At 68.6% G+C, this 14,982-nt stretch carries 13 protein-coding genes and 1 pseudogene; 6 read left to right on the top strand and 8 right to left on the bottom strand.

Annotated features, from left to right (window positions below):
• Positions 1 to 139 precede the first annotated feature (139 nt).
• On the top strand, positions 140 to 1,012 hold the full coding sequence (locus IEZ19_RS34455; protein WP_189315319.1) for a helix-turn-helix transcriptional regulator: 873 nt from the start codon (positions 140 to 142) through the stop codon (positions 1,010 to 1,012).
• Positions 1,013 to 1,278: 266 nt separating this feature from the next.
• Here IEZ19_RS34455 and IEZ19_RS34460 read toward each other — a convergent pair whose 3' ends face one another.
• Positions 1,279 to 1,578: an Atu4866 domain-containing protein gene (locus IEZ19_RS34460; protein ID WP_189315320.1), complete on the bottom strand. Its 300-nt coding sequence runs from the start codon at positions 1,576 to 1,578 to the stop codon at positions 1,279 to 1,281.
• A gap of 472 nt (positions 1,579 to 2,050) precedes the next feature.
• On the opposite strand from IEZ19_RS34460, the gene IEZ19_RS34465 reads away from it, so the two are divergent.
• The gene (locus IEZ19_RS34465) at positions 2,051 to 2,806 is read left to right on the top strand and encodes an Atu4866 domain-containing protein (RefSeq protein WP_189315321.1); all 756 of its coding nucleotides are present in this window, start codon (positions 2,051 to 2,053) and stop codon (positions 2,804 to 2,806) included.
• A gap of 229 nt (positions 2,807 to 3,035) precedes the next feature.
• A complete protein-coding gene (locus IEZ19_RS34470) occupies positions 3,036 to 4,427 on the top strand; it encodes an amidohydrolase family protein (protein WP_189315322.1) in 1,392 nt (463 codons plus the stop codon).
• A gap of 390 nt (positions 4,428 to 4,817) precedes the next feature.
• On the opposite strand, the pseudogene IEZ19_RS54230 reads toward IEZ19_RS34470, so the two are convergent.
• Positions 4,818 to 5,036 (bottom strand): annotated as a pseudogene (locus tag IEZ19_RS54230) (transposase); the annotation flags it as partial.
• Positions 5,037 to 5,052: 16 nt separating this feature from the next.
• Here IEZ19_RS54230 and IEZ19_RS51355 point away from each other — a divergent pair.
• Positions 5,053 to 5,436, top strand: coding sequence for a hypothetical protein (locus IEZ19_RS51355; protein WP_229841173.1), 384 nt, complete (start codon positions 5,053 to 5,055; stop codon positions 5,434 to 5,436).
• A 107-nt stretch (positions 5,437 to 5,543) separates the two neighbouring features.
• On the opposite strand, the gene IEZ19_RS34480 is transcribed toward IEZ19_RS51355, so the two are convergent.
• From IEZ19_RS34480 to IEZ19_RS34505, 6 genes are all read right to left on the bottom strand, one after another.
• The gene (locus IEZ19_RS34480) at positions 5,544 to 5,855 is read right to left on the bottom strand and encodes an L-rhamnose mutarotase (protein ID WP_189315323.1); all 312 of its coding nucleotides are present in this window, start codon (positions 5,853 to 5,855) and stop codon (positions 5,544 to 5,546) included.
• A 118-nt stretch (positions 5,856 to 5,973) separates the two neighbouring features.
• On the bottom strand, positions 5,974 to 6,966 hold the full coding sequence (locus tag IEZ19_RS34485) for an aldo/keto reductase (protein ID WP_373297103.1): 993 nt from the start codon (positions 6,964 to 6,966) through the stop codon (positions 5,974 to 5,976).
• A gap of 2 nt (positions 6,967 to 6,968) precedes the next feature.
• Entirely contained in the window at positions 6,969 to 7,730 is a 762-nt protein-coding gene (locus IEZ19_RS34490) for an SDR family NAD(P)-dependent oxidoreductase (RefSeq protein ID WP_189315325.1), read from the bottom strand.
• Entirely contained in the window at positions 7,727 to 9,079 is a 1,353-nt protein-coding gene (locus IEZ19_RS34495; RefSeq protein ID WP_189315326.1) for an L-fuconate dehydratase, read from the bottom strand. The genes IEZ19_RS34490 and IEZ19_RS34495 overlap by 4 nt, the downstream gene beginning before the upstream one ends.
• Before the next feature lie 11 nt (positions 9,080 to 9,090).
• Positions 9,091 to 9,942 carry a fumarylacetoacetate hydrolase family protein gene (locus tag IEZ19_RS34500; RefSeq protein ID WP_189315360.1) on the bottom strand — a complete coding sequence of 284 codons (852 nt, stop codon included), beginning with the start codon at positions 9,940 to 9,942 and terminating at the stop codon, positions 9,091 to 9,093.
• A 480-nt stretch (positions 9,943 to 10,422) separates the two neighbouring features.
• Complete coding sequence (locus tag IEZ19_RS34505) at positions 10,423 to 12,276, bottom strand: glycoside hydrolase family 35 protein (RefSeq protein ID WP_189315327.1); 1,854 nt, start codon at positions 12,274 to 12,276, stop codon at positions 10,423 to 10,425.
• Between the two features lie 51 nt (positions 12,277 to 12,327).
• Here IEZ19_RS34505 and IEZ19_RS34510 point away from each other — a divergent pair, with 51 nt between their 5' ends.
• Positions 12,328 to 13,344 carry a LacI family DNA-binding transcriptional regulator gene (locus IEZ19_RS34510; protein ID WP_189315328.1) on the top strand — a complete coding sequence of 339 codons (1,017 nt, stop codon included), beginning with the start codon at positions 12,328 to 12,330 and terminating at the stop codon, positions 13,342 to 13,344.
• A gap of 240 nt (positions 13,345 to 13,584) precedes the next feature.
• On the top strand, positions 13,585 to 14,907 hold the full coding sequence (locus tag IEZ19_RS34515) for a carbohydrate ABC transporter substrate-binding protein (protein ID WP_189315329.1): 1,323 nt from the start codon (positions 13,585 to 13,587) through the stop codon (positions 14,905 to 14,907).
• The last annotated feature ends 75 nt before the right edge of the window (positions 14,908 to 14,982 follow it).

Consider the following 14,982-nt stretch of genomic DNA (forward strand, 5'->3'; position numbering starts at 1 on the left):
ACCAGCTGTGAGCAGGCGAAAAAGGCCGCAGAGGGGCCCACCTGATCGGGGGACAAAGTGGGCCACCCTCCCGCCGTCGAATCCTCCAGGCCTGCGCGATGCTGGATGGGTGGACCGTGAGCACCCGACCAACACACCGATGGCGGAATTCCTCCGCTCCGCCCGTACCCGTCTCACCCCGCGGGAGGCCGGGCTGGACGCACCCGACCTGGGGCGGCGCCGGGTCTCCGGCCTGCGCCGGGAGGAACTGGCCCAGCTGGCCGGGGTGAGCGTGGACTACTACACGCGCCTCGAACAGGGCCGCAGCCGCAGCGCCTCCGCCGAGGTCCTCGACGCGCTCGCCACGGCCCTGCACCTGGACGACGCCGAGCGCAGCCACCTCCACACCCTCGCCCGGCCCCGACCGGCCCGCCGCCGTCGCCCGCGACCTCAGCGCGTCCACCCCGCCACCTGGGACCTGCTGGACACCCTCCAGCAGGCCGGCCGCCCCGCCTTCGTCCTCGGGCGGCGCCTCGACGTACTGGCCCACAACCAGCTCGCCGGACGGCTGATCACCGACTTCCGCGCCCTTCCCGCGGCCGAGCGGAACCAGGCCCGCTTCGTCTTCCTCGACCCCCACGCACGCGAGCTGTACCGGGACTGGACCCGCGTCGCCGCGGACACCGCCGCCATGCTCCGCCTCGACGCGGGCCGTCACCCGGACGACCCGGCCCTGAGCACCCTGGTCGGAGAGCTGTCCATACACAGCGAGGAGTTCCGCCGCTTCTGGTCGGACAACAAGGTCCACCAGCGCACGACCGGCACCAAGGACTACCACCACCCGCTCGTCGGCGACCTCACCATCACCTACCAGGCCCTCACCCCCGGAGACGACCCGGACCAGATCCTCTTCGTCTACGGCACCGAACCCGGCAGCCCCTCCGAGACCGCCCTGCACTTGCTGGCTCAATGGAGCGGGACGGCATCCGGTACCGGTAGCCCCGCAGCACAAGCCCCAGGAGCGCACGACTGACACAAGCCCGCTCCGGTCGTGAAGAAGTACGAGACGGATCCGATGCAGACCGGTCCACCCCCGCAACAAGCGCTATCGCCCGGCCCGGGGCCTTGCGCTCCGGGTCAGCGAGAGATCAGCGGCTGCTGCCGCCCGGTTCTTACTCGTGCAGAGCGGCCTGCGCCGTTTGCCGGCCGGCGCACTGCAACAGCGCGGTCGGCATCCCATCTCGTTCCCGGCGCCAGTGCCTGGAACGAACAGCCCCGGCAAGAATTTTGCGTGAGCGGTCAGCCGCGCAACCGGGTGCCTCGCTGCCCGGCGCGCTCGTCGCCCTCGCGGTAGAGCACCAGGTGCTCGTGGAAGAGGACGCCGTCGCGGATGTCGCCGGTGGCGGTGAAGCCGGTGTCGTCGATGTAGTCGATGTGGCTGCCGGTGACGGTGTAGCGACCGGTATAGGCGCTCTGACGGTTTCCGCGGGCCTCGTCGTAGCGGCCGCTCGCCAGCAGTTCCTGGCGGATGAATCCGTCCGCGGTCACCCACATCCCGACGTACGGGTGAGGGTCGCGGGGCGTGTCGTTGCTGGTCATGGCTCCATGGTTGGCCCGGCGGCCGATGGCAACCAGGCTGCCGTCTCCCCAGGTGCGGGCTTCCTGGGGGCGGCGCACCCACGATCGCAAACGGAACCGCGGAACGGCAGCGGCGAAATCAGGGGGCCGAAACAGGTGAGTCTCCCGGATGCGGCGAACTCGGAACATGCGGGGGCTGTGACCACATCCCTCCCGCTGGTGGCCGCGGCATCACCACCACTGGATGCCGGCTCCAACTCGTCATTCTCCGCACTGCCAGCCCGTCCGAGGCCGTCCCACGGGCCCCAGTTGAACAGCGGGCCGACCATGGGTGCCGCACACCCAGGGATACGGCGGCCTGGTTCCGATTCCACCGCGCGACAAACCTGATGGTCATGCAGCTGCCGTAACCGTCGAGCAGCTGCCTCCCACCTGCACCGGCGCTCGCTTTTGGCGTCGGGCAGACCGATGAGCCAACTCCCTGAGGAGCACCATGACCACCACCGACACCGACACCGTGAGCTGGAACCCGAAGGCCCTCGACGAGATCGTCTCGAACGACGACAGCCGTCCCGTCCTGTTCACCAACGCCCGGATCGTGACGATGGACCCGCTGATCGGGACCATGCTCGGTGCCGACATCCTGTTCGTCGGTTCCCTGATCGTGGGCGTCGGCCCCGGCATCGTCACAGCGGCGCAGGACGACAACGCCATCGTCGTCGACTGCACGGGCATGACCATCGTCCCTGCCGTCGTGGACACCGTTGCGCTGGCCGGCGGACGCGGCCGCCGCTCGGAGTGCGTCGCGACGCTGACCCCGGGCAACACCACCGACTTTCTGGTGGTGCCCGACGAACTCGCCGCCGATGTGCCGAGCGCGGTAGCCACCCTCATCTCCCGGCCGGAGCAGGTCCGCGCACTGGTCGCGGCCGGCCGGCCCGTCCGGTGGGCGGGCACCGACGCCCCCGGCCGGACCACCGCCTCCGAGGCAGGCATCCCGGCCGTACCGGACCTGACCGGCAGCCCTCGGGTCGGCGTCTGGATCGACCGGAAGGACTTCCTGCACCAAGAGCTCACTGCCGACGGCCGCTACGACGAGACCCGGGGCGGCCGCCCCCACGCCTACCAGGGCCGGTTCTGGATCGACGGCGACCGCATCGACTACCTGGACGACCTCGGCTTCTGGGCCTACGGAGAGTTCAAGGGCGACGAACTGCACCACGCGGGCTACGTCATGAAGCTGAGCTGACCCACCAGCCAGCAAATGCAGTGCGGCAAACACAGCGACCCGGCCCCCGTGCAGCTCACAGGCGACCGCCTTCAGGACCGCGTCCGCCCCGTTGATCCTGGGTGCGCGACACCTGGGGAAACGGCGGCCTGGTTGCCGTAGCCGGGGCGGCCAAGGCTGGAAAGCGCGCAGCACCGGCGCCCCCGGCAGCCCACCACTCCCTCTCCCACGTACGGAAAGAAGACCCCTCATGAACGTCAACGACACCACCAGCGCCGCCGTCCTCGAACAGCTCCGGCGTCGTCCCGCAGGTGAACGGCGCATCCTGTTCACCGGCGCGACCATCGTCACCATGGACCCCGACCTCGGCGTCATCGACCGCGGCGACCTCCTCGTCGAGGGCGACACCATCACCGCCGTCGGCCCCGGCCTCAGCGCGGGCGACGCCGTGGTCGTCGACGCCACCGGCACCATCCTCAGCCCCGGCTTCGTCGACACCCACCGGCACGCCTGGGAGGCTCAGCTGCGCCGGATCATGCCGGACGTCGACGACCTCGGCGGCTACGTCATGTCCACTCTGGCCGGCTACGCCACGGTCTACCGGCCCGAGGACATGTACACCGGCACGAAACTGGCCGCCCTGACCGCGATCGACAGCGGCATCACGACCATGCTCGACTTCTCCCACAACTCCCGCACCCGGGAGCACTCCGACGCCGCCATCGAGGCCCTTCGCGACACCGGCATACGAGGCGTGCACGCCTCCATGGGCCCGCACTTCGGCGACTGGGACCGGCAGTGGCCCGGCGACCTGACCCGTATCAAGGACCAGTACTTCAGCAGCGACGACCAGCTGCTGACCCTGCGCCTGGCGGCGCTCGCCACCGACGAGATCGCCGGGCCGGCACTGGCCTATGGTCTTGAACTTGCCTGCGTCGCCAAGGACTTGGGCATCGGAGTGAGCGTGGACGCCGTCTTCGGCACGTCCTCCTCCCAGGCGGTCCTGCACTGGGCCAAGGACGGCATCCTCAGCCCCGACGTCACCCTCATACACGCCACCGGACTGACCCCCCAGGCATGGAAGGCGATGGGGGAGACCGGCACCACCGTGGCGCTCGCGCCCACCTCCGACGCCCAGATCGGCCTGGAGACCGCGATCCCCGCCGTCGACGAGGCCCTGTCCGTCGGTATCCGCCCCGGACTGAGCATCGACGTCGAAGTCGCCCTGGCCAGCGACATGTTCACGCAGATGCGGGCCCTGCACGCCATCCAGCGGATGCGCGCCGTCAACGCCGCCTACGACACCACCCAACAGCCCCAGCGCATCACCACCCACGACGTCCTGGACTTCGCCACCCTCCAGGGCGCCCGCACCAACGGCCTGGCCGCCATCACCGGCTCACTCACCCCGGGCAAGAAGGCCGACCTGCTGGTCATCCAGGCAGAGGATCTCAACAACATGCCGCTCAACGACCCGATCGGCACCGTCGTGCTGGGCTCCGACGCCCGCAACATCAGCGCCGTGCTCATCAACGGCGAGCCCCGTAAATGGAACGGCCACGTCCTCGACGTCGACCTGTCCGCCCTGCGCCGAGAGGTCCACACCTCGCGCGAGTACGTGCTGAACACCCCGGCTGCCTGAGCAGCTTCCTTCATCGTCCCCCGGCCGGTGCCCTTCCCCGGCCGGGGGACGCCCACCGCCTTCGTCGGTGCCCTCGGCCGGTCGTGTGGCGCCCGAACACACGAAGCCGGTACCAGACGCCCTCTCTGGAGTTCCCATGTCCAGCCCCACCACAACCCCCAGGCACGCAGCCAAGAGCAGCACCCCCGACCAACCGCCGTCCCGACCACTGTCCTGCTGACCGTGCTCGGCGTCCTGATGGTCAGCCAGATGTACACCGTCCTGGCGTTGCTGCACCCCATGGCCACCGCGCTCGGCACCACACCCGGGCAGGCCACGTGGACGGCAACCGCGTTCGGCTTCGCCTACGCCGCCGGATTCCTCCTCTCCGGCCCGCTGACTGGCCCGCTTGTTCAGGAGGTCAGCGTAGACCTCTGCCGGACTGCGGTGGCCATGAGTCTTGCGCGGACGATGGTTGAGCCCGTGGGCGATGGCGTCCAGGTCGGCCTGGCTGAACGTGCGGAGTTCAGCGCCCTTGAGGAGGTACTGCCGAAGCGCTCGGTTGGTGTTCTCGTTGGTGCCGCGCTGCCACGGGCTCCGCGGCTTGCAGAGGTAGATCGGCATCCCAGTCTCGGAACTGCCGGTCGTGCTCGACATGCCGGGCAAGGTCGCCTGCTTCCTCCGCGCTGCCGAGTTGGACGACACCGAGCGGGCTGTGCTCGACCGAGGCGTGACCGTACGGCGCCGTCAGGGCTACACCCTGCGTGTCAGCGCCGTCCCCACCGTGCATCGCCAGCTCCTTGTCCGTTGTCAGCCCCTCGACGGCGGACAGGGCGTCCCGGCGCTCCCGGCCCAGCGCAAGGCCCGCCGCGAGTACGAGGACCGGATCACGACCCGGCTGCGCCAGGCAGCCGGGGCGGCAGGCCCGTTACCCACGACACCGATCTCCAGGGCGATGCAGTCCGCCGGCACGGGACCGTTCGCTACCGCTCCACAGCTGGCGACTTGGACAGCGAAGACGGCGGTATAGGTGATACTGGAGGGCACGTGAAGCCTTTGGTCTTACGGCGATCCATGGTTGCGGCCGCACCGCAAGGTCCCAGACGTGGTGGTGCGCATCGATGATCCGCCGAGCTGTCACAGCTGCCACACCACGGGCAATCCAGCCGTGGTGCCGGCCTCGGAGTAGTCGTGGACGACATCGAGGAGCTCGGCCATCCTCGCCTGCCAGGCGATGTTGACCGGGAGCTTTTCCAGCTCGGCGAGCAGACGGGCGTAGTCCTGGCACTCGAGGACGTGGAAGAGCTCGCATCCGCTGCGCCAGATGATCCAGGACGTGACGCCGGCGGCCCGGATGGCCACGGTGAGTTCGGCGGGCACCTCGCGGTGGGCGGTCTCGTACTCCTCGATCCGGTTCTCGCGCACGCGGGTGTGCAGGGCAATTCTCATGGCTGCTGCTCCGGTTGAGCGGGGTCGACGCTGACGGTACGGGGCCGTGCACACGCTCCACCCGGTCGAGCTCGATGTCGCCGACGGCGGACGGCTCGGAGATGAAGGTGAGTGCGCATCAGGCCGACTCCTGCGGGATCGGCACGTCGACGGGGAGCAGCCCGCGTTCCTTGAGTTCCGCCCACAGTGCGGCCGGAACGTGATGGTGGAGCAGGGCGGCGGCGTCCTTGATCTCAGCGGCGCTGCGGGTGCCGACCAGGACGCCGGCGACAGCAGGGTGCCCGAAGGGGAAGCGCAGGGCGGCGGCGCGCAGCGGCACGCCGTGCTTCTCGCAGACAGTCTTGAGGTCGAGGGCCCGTGCCACCAGTTCGCTGGGCGCGGTGTCGTAGTCGAAGGTGGCGCCGGGACGCGGGTCGGCGAGCAGGCCGGAGTTGAACACGCCGCCGATGACGACCCCCGCACCCCGCTCGGCGGCGAGCGGCAGCAGTTCTGAGAGCCCGCGCTGGTCGAGCAGGCTGTAGCGGCCGGCCAGCAGGACGGCGTCGATGTCGGTGTCTCGGATGAAGCGGGTGAGCAGTTCGGTCTGGTTCATGCCCACGCCGATTGCGCCGAGGACTCCTTCGGCCCGGAGACGCTCCAGCTCCGGGTAGGCCTGGTCGAGCGCCTCTTCGGCGTGGTCGTCGGGGTCGTGCAGGTAGACGACGTCGATCCGGTCGAGTCCGAGCCGTTCGAGGCTGTCCTCGAGGGAGCGGCGGACTCCCTCGGCGCTGAAGTCCCAGACACGGCGGTGGTCCGCGGGGACGGCGAAGCCGTTGGCGAGGTCGTCGCCGCCGGTGGAGGTGTCGGGCTCGAGCAGCCTTCCGACCTTGGTGGACAGAGTGTACTCGTTCCTCGGCATGTCTCTCAGCGCGCTGCCGAGACGCCGTTCGGACAGACCAAGTCCGTAGTGGGGCGCGGTGTCGAAGTACCGGACGCCGGACTCCCAGGCGGCGGCGACGGCCTGCCCGGCCTGGACATCACTCACCGCGCTGAACAGATTGCCGATACCCGCGGCGCCGAAGGCGAGTTCACTCACCCGCACCGCACTGTGCCCGAGCGCGCAGTCGCGCAGGCTCATGGCTGGGGCTCCGGTCGCAGACGCAGGCCCGCCATGCCGCCGTCGATCGCGAGCGCGGTACCGGTGGTGCTTCCGGCGGCCGGGGAGGCGAGGTAGGCGATGGCGGCGGCCACCTCCTGGGCAGTGACCAGGCGGCCAGTGGGCTGGCGACCATTGAGTGCGGCGCGCTCGGCGACGGGGTCCGCGGCGGCGTCCAGCAGCCGCCCGACCCACGGTGTGTCCACGGTGCCGGGATTGACGCAGTTGACACGAATGCCCTCACGGACGTGGTCGGCGGCCATGGCGAGGGTGAGGGAGAGGACCGCGCCCTTGCTGGCCGAGTACAGCGCCCGCTGGGGTAGGCCCGCAGTCGCGGCGATGGAACAGGTGTTGACCACCGAGGGGTGTGCGGAGCGGCGCAGATACGGGAGAGCGGCGCGGGTGGTGCGGACGATGCCCAGGACGTTGACGTCCAGGACGCGTGTCCACTCCTCGTCCGAATTGTCCTCCACGGTCCCGGCGGCCCCTATCCCGGCGTTGTTGACCAGGATGTCGATCCCGCCGAGTCCTCGGGCCGCCCTGTCGACGGCCGAGCGCACGGAGTCGTCGTCGGTGACGTCGGCCGTGAAGCCCCGCATGGAGGTGGGTATGTCCGTGGGGTCGAGATCCACGACGGCGACGTCCGCTCCGCACTCACCGAGCAACTGGGCCGTGGCCAGTCCGATGCCGGAGGCGCCACCGGTCACCAGGGCGGTGAGTCCTTCGAGGGTGCTTGTCATACGTGGTCCTTCGTGGCGTTGCCGGGCTTGTCAGAGGCCGCTTCGGCGGCCCAGAACGTGCCATGCGGGTAGGTGAAGGTGTCGATGGTGGTCTGGTGCATGGCGGCGGAGAAGCCGGGCGCAGTGGGTGCCTGGTAGTGGCCGCCGGTGACGTCCACCGGGTCGAGGAAATGCTGATGGAGGTGGTCGACGAACTCGATGACCCGGTCCTGCTTCGTGCCCGAGAGGGCTACATAGTCGAACATCGACAGGTGCTGGACGAGTTCACACAGGCCCACACCACCCGCGTGCGGGCAGACCGGGATGCCGAACTTGGCAGCCAGCAACAGGATGGCGATGTTCTCGTTGACCCCGGCCACACGGGCCGAGTCCAGTTGGAGCACATCGATGGCTCCGGCCTGGAGGAACTGTTTGAAAACGATCCGGTTCTGAACGTGCTCGCCGGTTGCGACCTTGACGGGGTGGACCCCGCGCCGGATGGCCGCGTGGCCGAGGATGTCGTCAGGACTGGTCGGTTCCTCGATCCAGTAGGGGTCGAACTCCGCGAGCGCCTTCGTCCATTCGATGGCCTGGGTGACGTCCCAGCGCTGATTGGCATCGATCGCGATCCGGACGTCTGGTCCCACCGCCTCGCGGGCTGCGCGGCAGCGGCGGATGTCGTCCTCCAGGTCGGCGCCGACCTTGAGCTTGATCTGGGTGAAGCCGTCGGTGACGGCCTGCTCGGCGAGGTGGGTGAGCTTCTCGTCGGAGTAGCCGAGCCAGCCGGGGGAGGTGGTGTAGGCGGGGTAGCCGCGCCGCAGCAAGTCGGCAGCTCGGTCGGGGGCCCCTTGCCTGCCCTTGCGCAGGAGTTCCACAGCTTCGTCCTGGGTCAGGGCGTCGCTGATGTAGCGGAAGTCCACCTGGCTCGCCAGCCAAGCGGGATCGGCATCGGCAAGGAACTGCCAGACGGGCTTGCGCTCCCGCTTGGCGGCGAGGTCCCAGACAGCGTTGACCACGGCTCCTATGGCCATGTGCATCACGCCCTTCTCGGGGCCGAGCCAGCGCAGTTGGCTGTCCCCGATGAGGTCACGGTACAAGGAGCCCGGGTCGGCGCACAGTTCGGCGACGGACCGGCCGACGACGTGCTCGCGCAGCGCGTCGATGGCGGCGACCTGGACATCGTTACCACGGCCGATGGTGAAGGTGAAGCCGTGCCCCTCGGGACCGCCCGCCGAGGTGCGCAGGATGACGTAGGCCGCGGAGTAGTCGGGGTCGGGGTTCATTGCGTCGGACCCGTCCAACTCCCGCGAGGTAGGGAAGCGGATGTCGTAGGTGTCGACGGCGGTGATCCGCACTGTGGTCGGGGGCAACTCGGTGCCTTTCACGCGTTGATGAAGGTCTGGCGTTGGGTACCGAGGCCGTCGATGGACAGCTCGACGGCGTCTCCTTCGCGCAGGTACGGGGTGCCGGGCAGGCCGAGGGCCACCCCGGCGGGGGTGCCGGTGTTGATGACGTCGCCGGGGTGCAGCACCATGTACTGGCTCAGGTACCGGACGAGGTAGGCAACGTCGAAGATCATGTTCTTGGTGTTGCCGTTCTGACGTGCGGCGCCGTTGACGGCCAGACGCAGGCCCAACGTTTGCGGATCGCCGACCTCGTCGGGGGTGACCAGCCAGGGGCCCATCGGGTTGAAGGTCTCGCAGGACTTGCCGAGGTCCCACTGGGGGGAGTATTCGAGCTGGAACGCGCGCTCGGAGACGTCGTTGCTGATCGCGTAGCCCGCGATGCACTCGGCTGCCGCGGCCGGATCCGCCAGGTAGCGAGCCTCGCGTCCGATGACGACCGCGAGTTCGACTTCCCAGTCGGTTTTCACCGAACCACGTGGGATCAGCACCTGGTCATGAGGGCCTACCACGGTGGACGGGTCCTTCATGAAGATCACCGGTCGCTTCGGCACGGCCGCACCGGTCTCCTCGGCGTGGTCGCGGTAGTTGAGACCGACACACACCAGTTTGCCGGGGCGTGCGACGGGAGCGCCGATCCGCCGGCCGGCTTCCTCGATCCGCGGCAGGAGGCCCTCGGCCAGCGCCTGCCTGACCCGGTCGATCCCCCCGGAAGCAAAGAAGGCCCCGTCGATGTCGTCGGTCAGGCTCGTGACGGCGAACATGCCGCCGTCCGCGTCGATCACCGCCGGAATCTCTGCTCCGAGTGCCCCGATGCGCAGTAGTTTCACGCCTGGTCTCCTGTCGTTGCCCGGGAGGTCGAGACCCTCCCTCCAACCTATACATCGGATGAATCCTCCGTAGGCCTCAACCATACGAGCGACAACTCATCGCCGCAAGAAATCATCCGATGTCTGCGGAGTCGGTAAACTGCTGGAATTTTCACGGTCGGTGACGGTGAAAACGGTTGCGCACCTCGGGCGAACCATGAACCGCTGGCGGCGAGTGATCCGATGTATTCGTCGGGATGTCTTCACCGACGCGCAGCAGCGGTGCCGGCGGTCCAACGTGACCTGTGGAGCGATGTCCCAATGACGGCCGAGTAGAGGGCCGTTGCTCCCCTCCCGCCCGCCAGGACTCCACCGATGAGCTGAGCCCGTCGTACGGGCCGTTCTTCCTGCGGTACTCCTGCACGACCTTGGCCGCGACGTCGCCCGCAAGGCCTGCACTGCGCACTCACGATCGGGAAGCACTGCTGCCTGTGGGCGGTCTCAGAACTCCTCCACGTACTCCTCCGGCGGTCCCAGCTCGGGGTGGTCCCGTAGCTCCAAGGTCTCGCCGAGACGCTCCAGTTCGAGAACGGTGACCGTGTTGCTGCCCGCGCGCAGAAGTGGAGCTGGGCAGTACAAGGTGACCTGGGGGCCGATCTCCCAGTAGCGTCCGAGCAGGAACCCGTTGACCCAGACGAAGCCGTGGGCCGATCCTGGCAGCGCGAGGAAGGTGTCCTGTGGTGTGTCGACCTCGAGTTCGGCGGCGGCGAACCCGGCCGACGTGGTCGCGGGACCCGCACCGAGCGCATGTGACAGTTCGACCGAGGACCATTCCTGGATCGCGACCGGTGTGCTCTGCCATCCCTGGACCATGCGCCGGTCGACGAGGACCGGACCGAGCAGGCCCTTGGCCCTGCCGACGCCGGGACCGTAGTTGACCCGGCCGAGGTTCTCGACCACGACCTCCAGCCGTACGATCCCGCCGGCCCCGGACACGGTCAGTTCAGGGGAGTTGGGGTCCACGACGCCGAGGAGAGCGCCGTCGACGAAGACCAGGGCTCGGTCGCGCACATCGGTGAAGACCAGTCGATGTTCGCCTGCCGGGATGCGCGGGTGGGCGATGTGCCGGACCATGCCCGCGTCGAGGCCGAGTTGTTCGAACGTGGCGGGGCGTGGGGAGACCGTGGTCCGTGCGCGTACGGCAGCCAGGGCGGGGAGCAGGTCGGCGCGGTGGACCAGGGGGAGGCGTGCGGGAGGGAGCACTGGCAACCGTTCGGGTGAACGAAGGGAGCTTTCCGCGCCGAGCGCCTCGCGCATGGCGAAGAACTTGGGGGTGAGACGGCCGTCCTCGGCGATGGGCGCGTCAGAATCGTAGCTGGTGACGATGGGTTCCAGTCGGCCTTGAGTCTCGTTGGCGCCCGCCCACAGGCCGAAGCTGGTACCGCCGTGCGCCATGTAGATGCTGACGCTGCCGTGGTCGGCGATGATGCCGCGCAGTGTGCGGACGGCGCTCTCGACTCCGCGGACATGGTGCCGGTCGCCCCAGTGGTCGAACCAGCCGTTCCAGAACTCGGCGACCAGGAAAGGCTCGTCGGGGCGGCGGTCGGCAAGGAGGCGTCGGGCGACATCGGGATTGGAGCCCAGTGTGGCGGCGGCCAGTGTGCCGCTCAGCGTGCCGCCGTCCAGCATGAGTTCCGTGGGCCCGTCGGCGGTGAACAGCAGCTCTCGGATGCCTCGTCCGGTCAACGCCGCACGGCTCCACCGCAAGTAGGCGTGGTCGTCGCCGTAGCTGCCGAACTCGTTCTCCACCTGGACCGCGACGACCGGTCCGCCCTCGCACGCCTGGAGTGCGGCCAGGCGTGGGATCAGCTCGTCGAACCAGTCGCCGACGGCCGAGGTGAACGCCGGGTCGGAGCTGCGGATCGTGAGGTCCTTCGCGGTGAGCCAGCTCGGAAGACCGCCGTTGGACCACTCGGCGCAGATGTACGGGCCGGGCCGGACGATGACGTCGAGGCCTTCCTCGCCCACCATGTGGATGAACCGTTCGAGATCCCGCCAGCCGTCGAAGGACGGTGGCTCGCCTTCGCGGGGCTGGTGGAAGTTCCAGGCCACGTAGGTGTCGATCGTGTTGAGCCCAAGGTCGGCGACCCGTCTGATGCGATCTCGCCAGAGGCCGGGGTGCACACGGAAGTAGTGCATCGCACCGGACAGGATGCGGTGAGGGACGGCGTTGCGGTACAGGCGGCCGTCGCGCCAGGAGAGTGCGGCGGTGGGGGTGGCGACCGGTGCATCGGCTGGGGGCCGTGGCTCGGTGATGTGCTCTGTCACGGATGGAGAGTATGTTATCGGTGACATGGGTGACAACATTGGTAGGGTCCCTGGAACGGCGTCGGGGGAGGGAAGGTAATGAACGAGGACACTGCGCGGCAGAGACAGCCGAGCATGGCCGACGTGGCCCGGATCGCCGGGGTGTCGGCCCAGACGGTCTCGCGTGCGCTGCGCAGCTCACCGAATGTCAACCCCGAGACCCGCAGGCGCGTACTGGCCGCCGTGGAGCAGGCCGGCTACCGGTTCAACAGTGCGGCCAGAGCCCTGTCCTCGGGGCGCAGCCACACCATCGGGCTCGTGCTGCTGGCGTCCGGCGGCTACTACTCGCGCTCGGCGGTGACAGCGGGTGTCGAGTCGGCCGCGGGGGCGGCCGGGTACGCGGTGAGCATCGCGACCATCTCCGAGCTCGACGTCGGCCTGATGGAGGGCGCCCTGGCCAGGCTCGCCGACCAGGGTGTCGACGGCCTGGTGATCGCGGTTCCGCTCATCTCCGTGACGAAGAAGATGGAAGACATCACCCGCGATATTCCGACCGTCACACTCGACGGTTCGCGGACCGCGGGCGCCCGGGTGCTCGGCATCGACCAGAAGGAGGCTGGGCGGATCGCCACCCAGCACCTGCTGGACCTGGGGCATCGCCAGGTCTGGCACGTCTCGGGGCCGGACGAGTGGATCGAGGCCCGCCAACGGCGCCAAGGCTGGCAGGAATGCCTGGAAGCGGCCGGGATCGAGGCACCGCCGCCGCTGGAGGGCGACTGGTCGCCCGGCTCCGGGTATCGGCAGGGCCAGATCATCGCGATGATCCCGGAGGTCACCGCGGTCTTCGTGGCGAGCGACGAGATGGCGTTCGGGGTGATCCGCGCCCTGCGCGAGCGTGGCCGCTCGGTGCCGGAGGACGTGTCCATCGTGAGCGTCGACGACATCGCCCTGGCCGCGTTCTGCTCACCGCCGCTCACGGCCGTCAAGCAGGACTTCTTCGCATACGGAGCGGCAGCGGTCACCCTGCTGCTGCAAGGTGACGCCGAGGGTGAGGAGCCAGTCAGCACCCCCACGCTGTCCGTGCGTTCCTCGACGGCCCCGCCGCGCCCGCAGTGAGTAACGTTTCGGCCATTGTCTGAAACGGCCTGCAACTGACCCTTGCGCACCCATGAGATCGATGCCATCGTTGCGCATCATGTTATCGGTGCCACCGTAACAATTCCGGACCATGATTCTGCCGGACGGGGATGCGGTGGCGTGGTGTGCCGACGCTTCGGCCTTCAACGCGCCAGACGTCGGCCCCGCACTACCGCTCGCAGTCAGGTGGGCAACTGCTGTCCACGGGAAGGACCCAAAATGAGGAGATCGCTCGCCCTTGCGGGCACCGCGGTAACGGCACTCTCGCTGCTCGTCGGTTGCTCGTCCGGCGGCGACGACGCGGGCTCGGGCAAGACGACCCTCAAGGTCGCCGCCCTCGAAGGCGGCTACGGCCGGACCATGTACACGCAGGTCATCAAGGCCTACGAGGCATCACACCCCGACGTCGACGTCCAGTTGCAGATATCGAAGAGCATCGAGGACGAGATCACGCCGAACATGAAGGCGGGCAAGTACCCGGACGTCGTGGTGCTCGGCCAGGGCCGCAAGGCCGCCCTCCCCGAGACCCTGATCAAGGACAAGGCCCTCGAAGACCTCACCCCGGTCCTGAAGACCAAGGTCCCGGGTGAGAACAAGACGGTGGGGGACAAGCTCACCGACGGGATCGTCGGCAACCTCAACACCAACCCGTACGGCACGGACAAGACGTACCTGATGCCGATGTACTACGCGCCGACCGGCCTGTTCTACAACCAGGGCCTGTTCGAGAAGAAGGGCTGGAAGCCCCCGACCACCTGGGACGAGATGTTCGAGCTGGGCGACAAAGCAAAGAAGCAAGGCATCGCGCTGTTCACCTACCCGACGAGCGGATACCTCGACTCCTACTTCTATGCCCTGCTCGCCGACATCGGCGGGGAGCAGTTCTACAACGACGTCATGACGTACAAGAAGGACGTCTGGAAGACGCCGAACGCCAAGAAGGCGCTCGACATCACCACCAAGCTGCTCAGCTACGCCGCCCCGACCACCGTCGGCTACGCCAACGAGCAGGACTTCACCAAGAACCAGCAGTCGGTCCTCGACAACAAGGCGCTGTTCATGCCGAACGGCACCTGGATCACCGGCGAGATGGCGGACGCCCCGCGCGCGAAGGGCTTCAAGTGGGGCCTGACCACGCTGCCCGCGGTCACCAAGGGCGCCAAGCGGTACCTGACCACGTCGGTCGAGTCGGTGTGGGTCCCCAGCGCAGCCGAGCACAAGGACGCGGCGAAGGACTTCATCGCCTACCTGTATTCCGACAAGGCGGCCGAGATCTTCGCCAAGTCGAATGCGATCCAGCCCATCGAGGGCATCGCGGACAGTCTGACCGGTGAGAGCGCCGAGTTCTACAAGCTCTACGAGGACCCGTCGGTCTCCGCGCTGGTCGGCGGTTTCGCCGCCACCGCACCCGTCGAGGGCGTCGACATCAAGGCCACCCTCTTCGACACCGCCAACAGCATCATCAGCGGCGACACCACCGAGGCCAAGTGGCAGCCCGCGCTGAACGAGGCCAGCGAGAAGCTGCGCCAGGCGGGCGACTGACCGGCCCGGCGGCGACCCGGACCACCCGGGTCGCCGCCGGCGCCCCCAACCCGGGAGATCCTCTCGGCGCACCCA

Origin of the sequence: Streptomyces brasiliensis, assembly GCF_014647875.1 — a bacterium.
In the GTDB taxonomy this organism is placed as follows: Bacteria; Actinomycetota; Actinomycetes; order Streptomycetales; family Streptomycetaceae; genus Streptomyces; species Streptomyces brasiliensis.

Coding starts and splice junctions, on each gene's coding strand:
- IEZ19_RS34465 (WP_189315321.1), top strand. CDS start 2,051: ATGACCACCACCGACACCGACACCGTGAGCTGGAACCCGAAGGCCCTC.
- IEZ19_RS34505 (WP_189315327.1), bottom strand. CDS start 12,276: ATGTCACCGATAACATACTCTCCATCCGTGACAGAGCACATCACCGAG.
- IEZ19_RS34460 (WP_189315320.1), bottom strand. CDS start 1,578: ATGACCAGCAACGACACGCCCCGCGACCCTCACCCGTACGTCGGGATG.
- IEZ19_RS34490 (WP_189315325.1), bottom strand. CDS start 7,730: ATGACAAGCACCCTCGAAGGACTCACCGCCCTGGTGACCGGTGGCGCC.
- IEZ19_RS34510 (WP_189315328.1), top strand. CDS start 12,328: ATGAACGAGGACACTGCGCGGCAGAGACAGCCGAGCATGGCCGACGTG.
- IEZ19_RS34480 (WP_189315323.1), bottom strand. CDS start 5,855: ATGAGAATTGCCCTGCACACCCGCGTGCGCGAGAACCGGATCGAGGAG.
- IEZ19_RS34470 (WP_189315322.1), top strand. CDS start 3,036: ATGAACGTCAACGACACCACCAGCGCCGCCGTCCTCGAACAGCTCCGG.
- IEZ19_RS34455 (WP_189315319.1), top strand. CDS start 140: ATGGCGGAATTCCTCCGCTCCGCCCGTACCCGTCTCACCCCGCGGGAG.
- IEZ19_RS34515 (WP_189315329.1), top strand. CDS start 13,585: ATGAGGAGATCGCTCGCCCTTGCGGGCACCGCGGTAACGGCACTCTCG.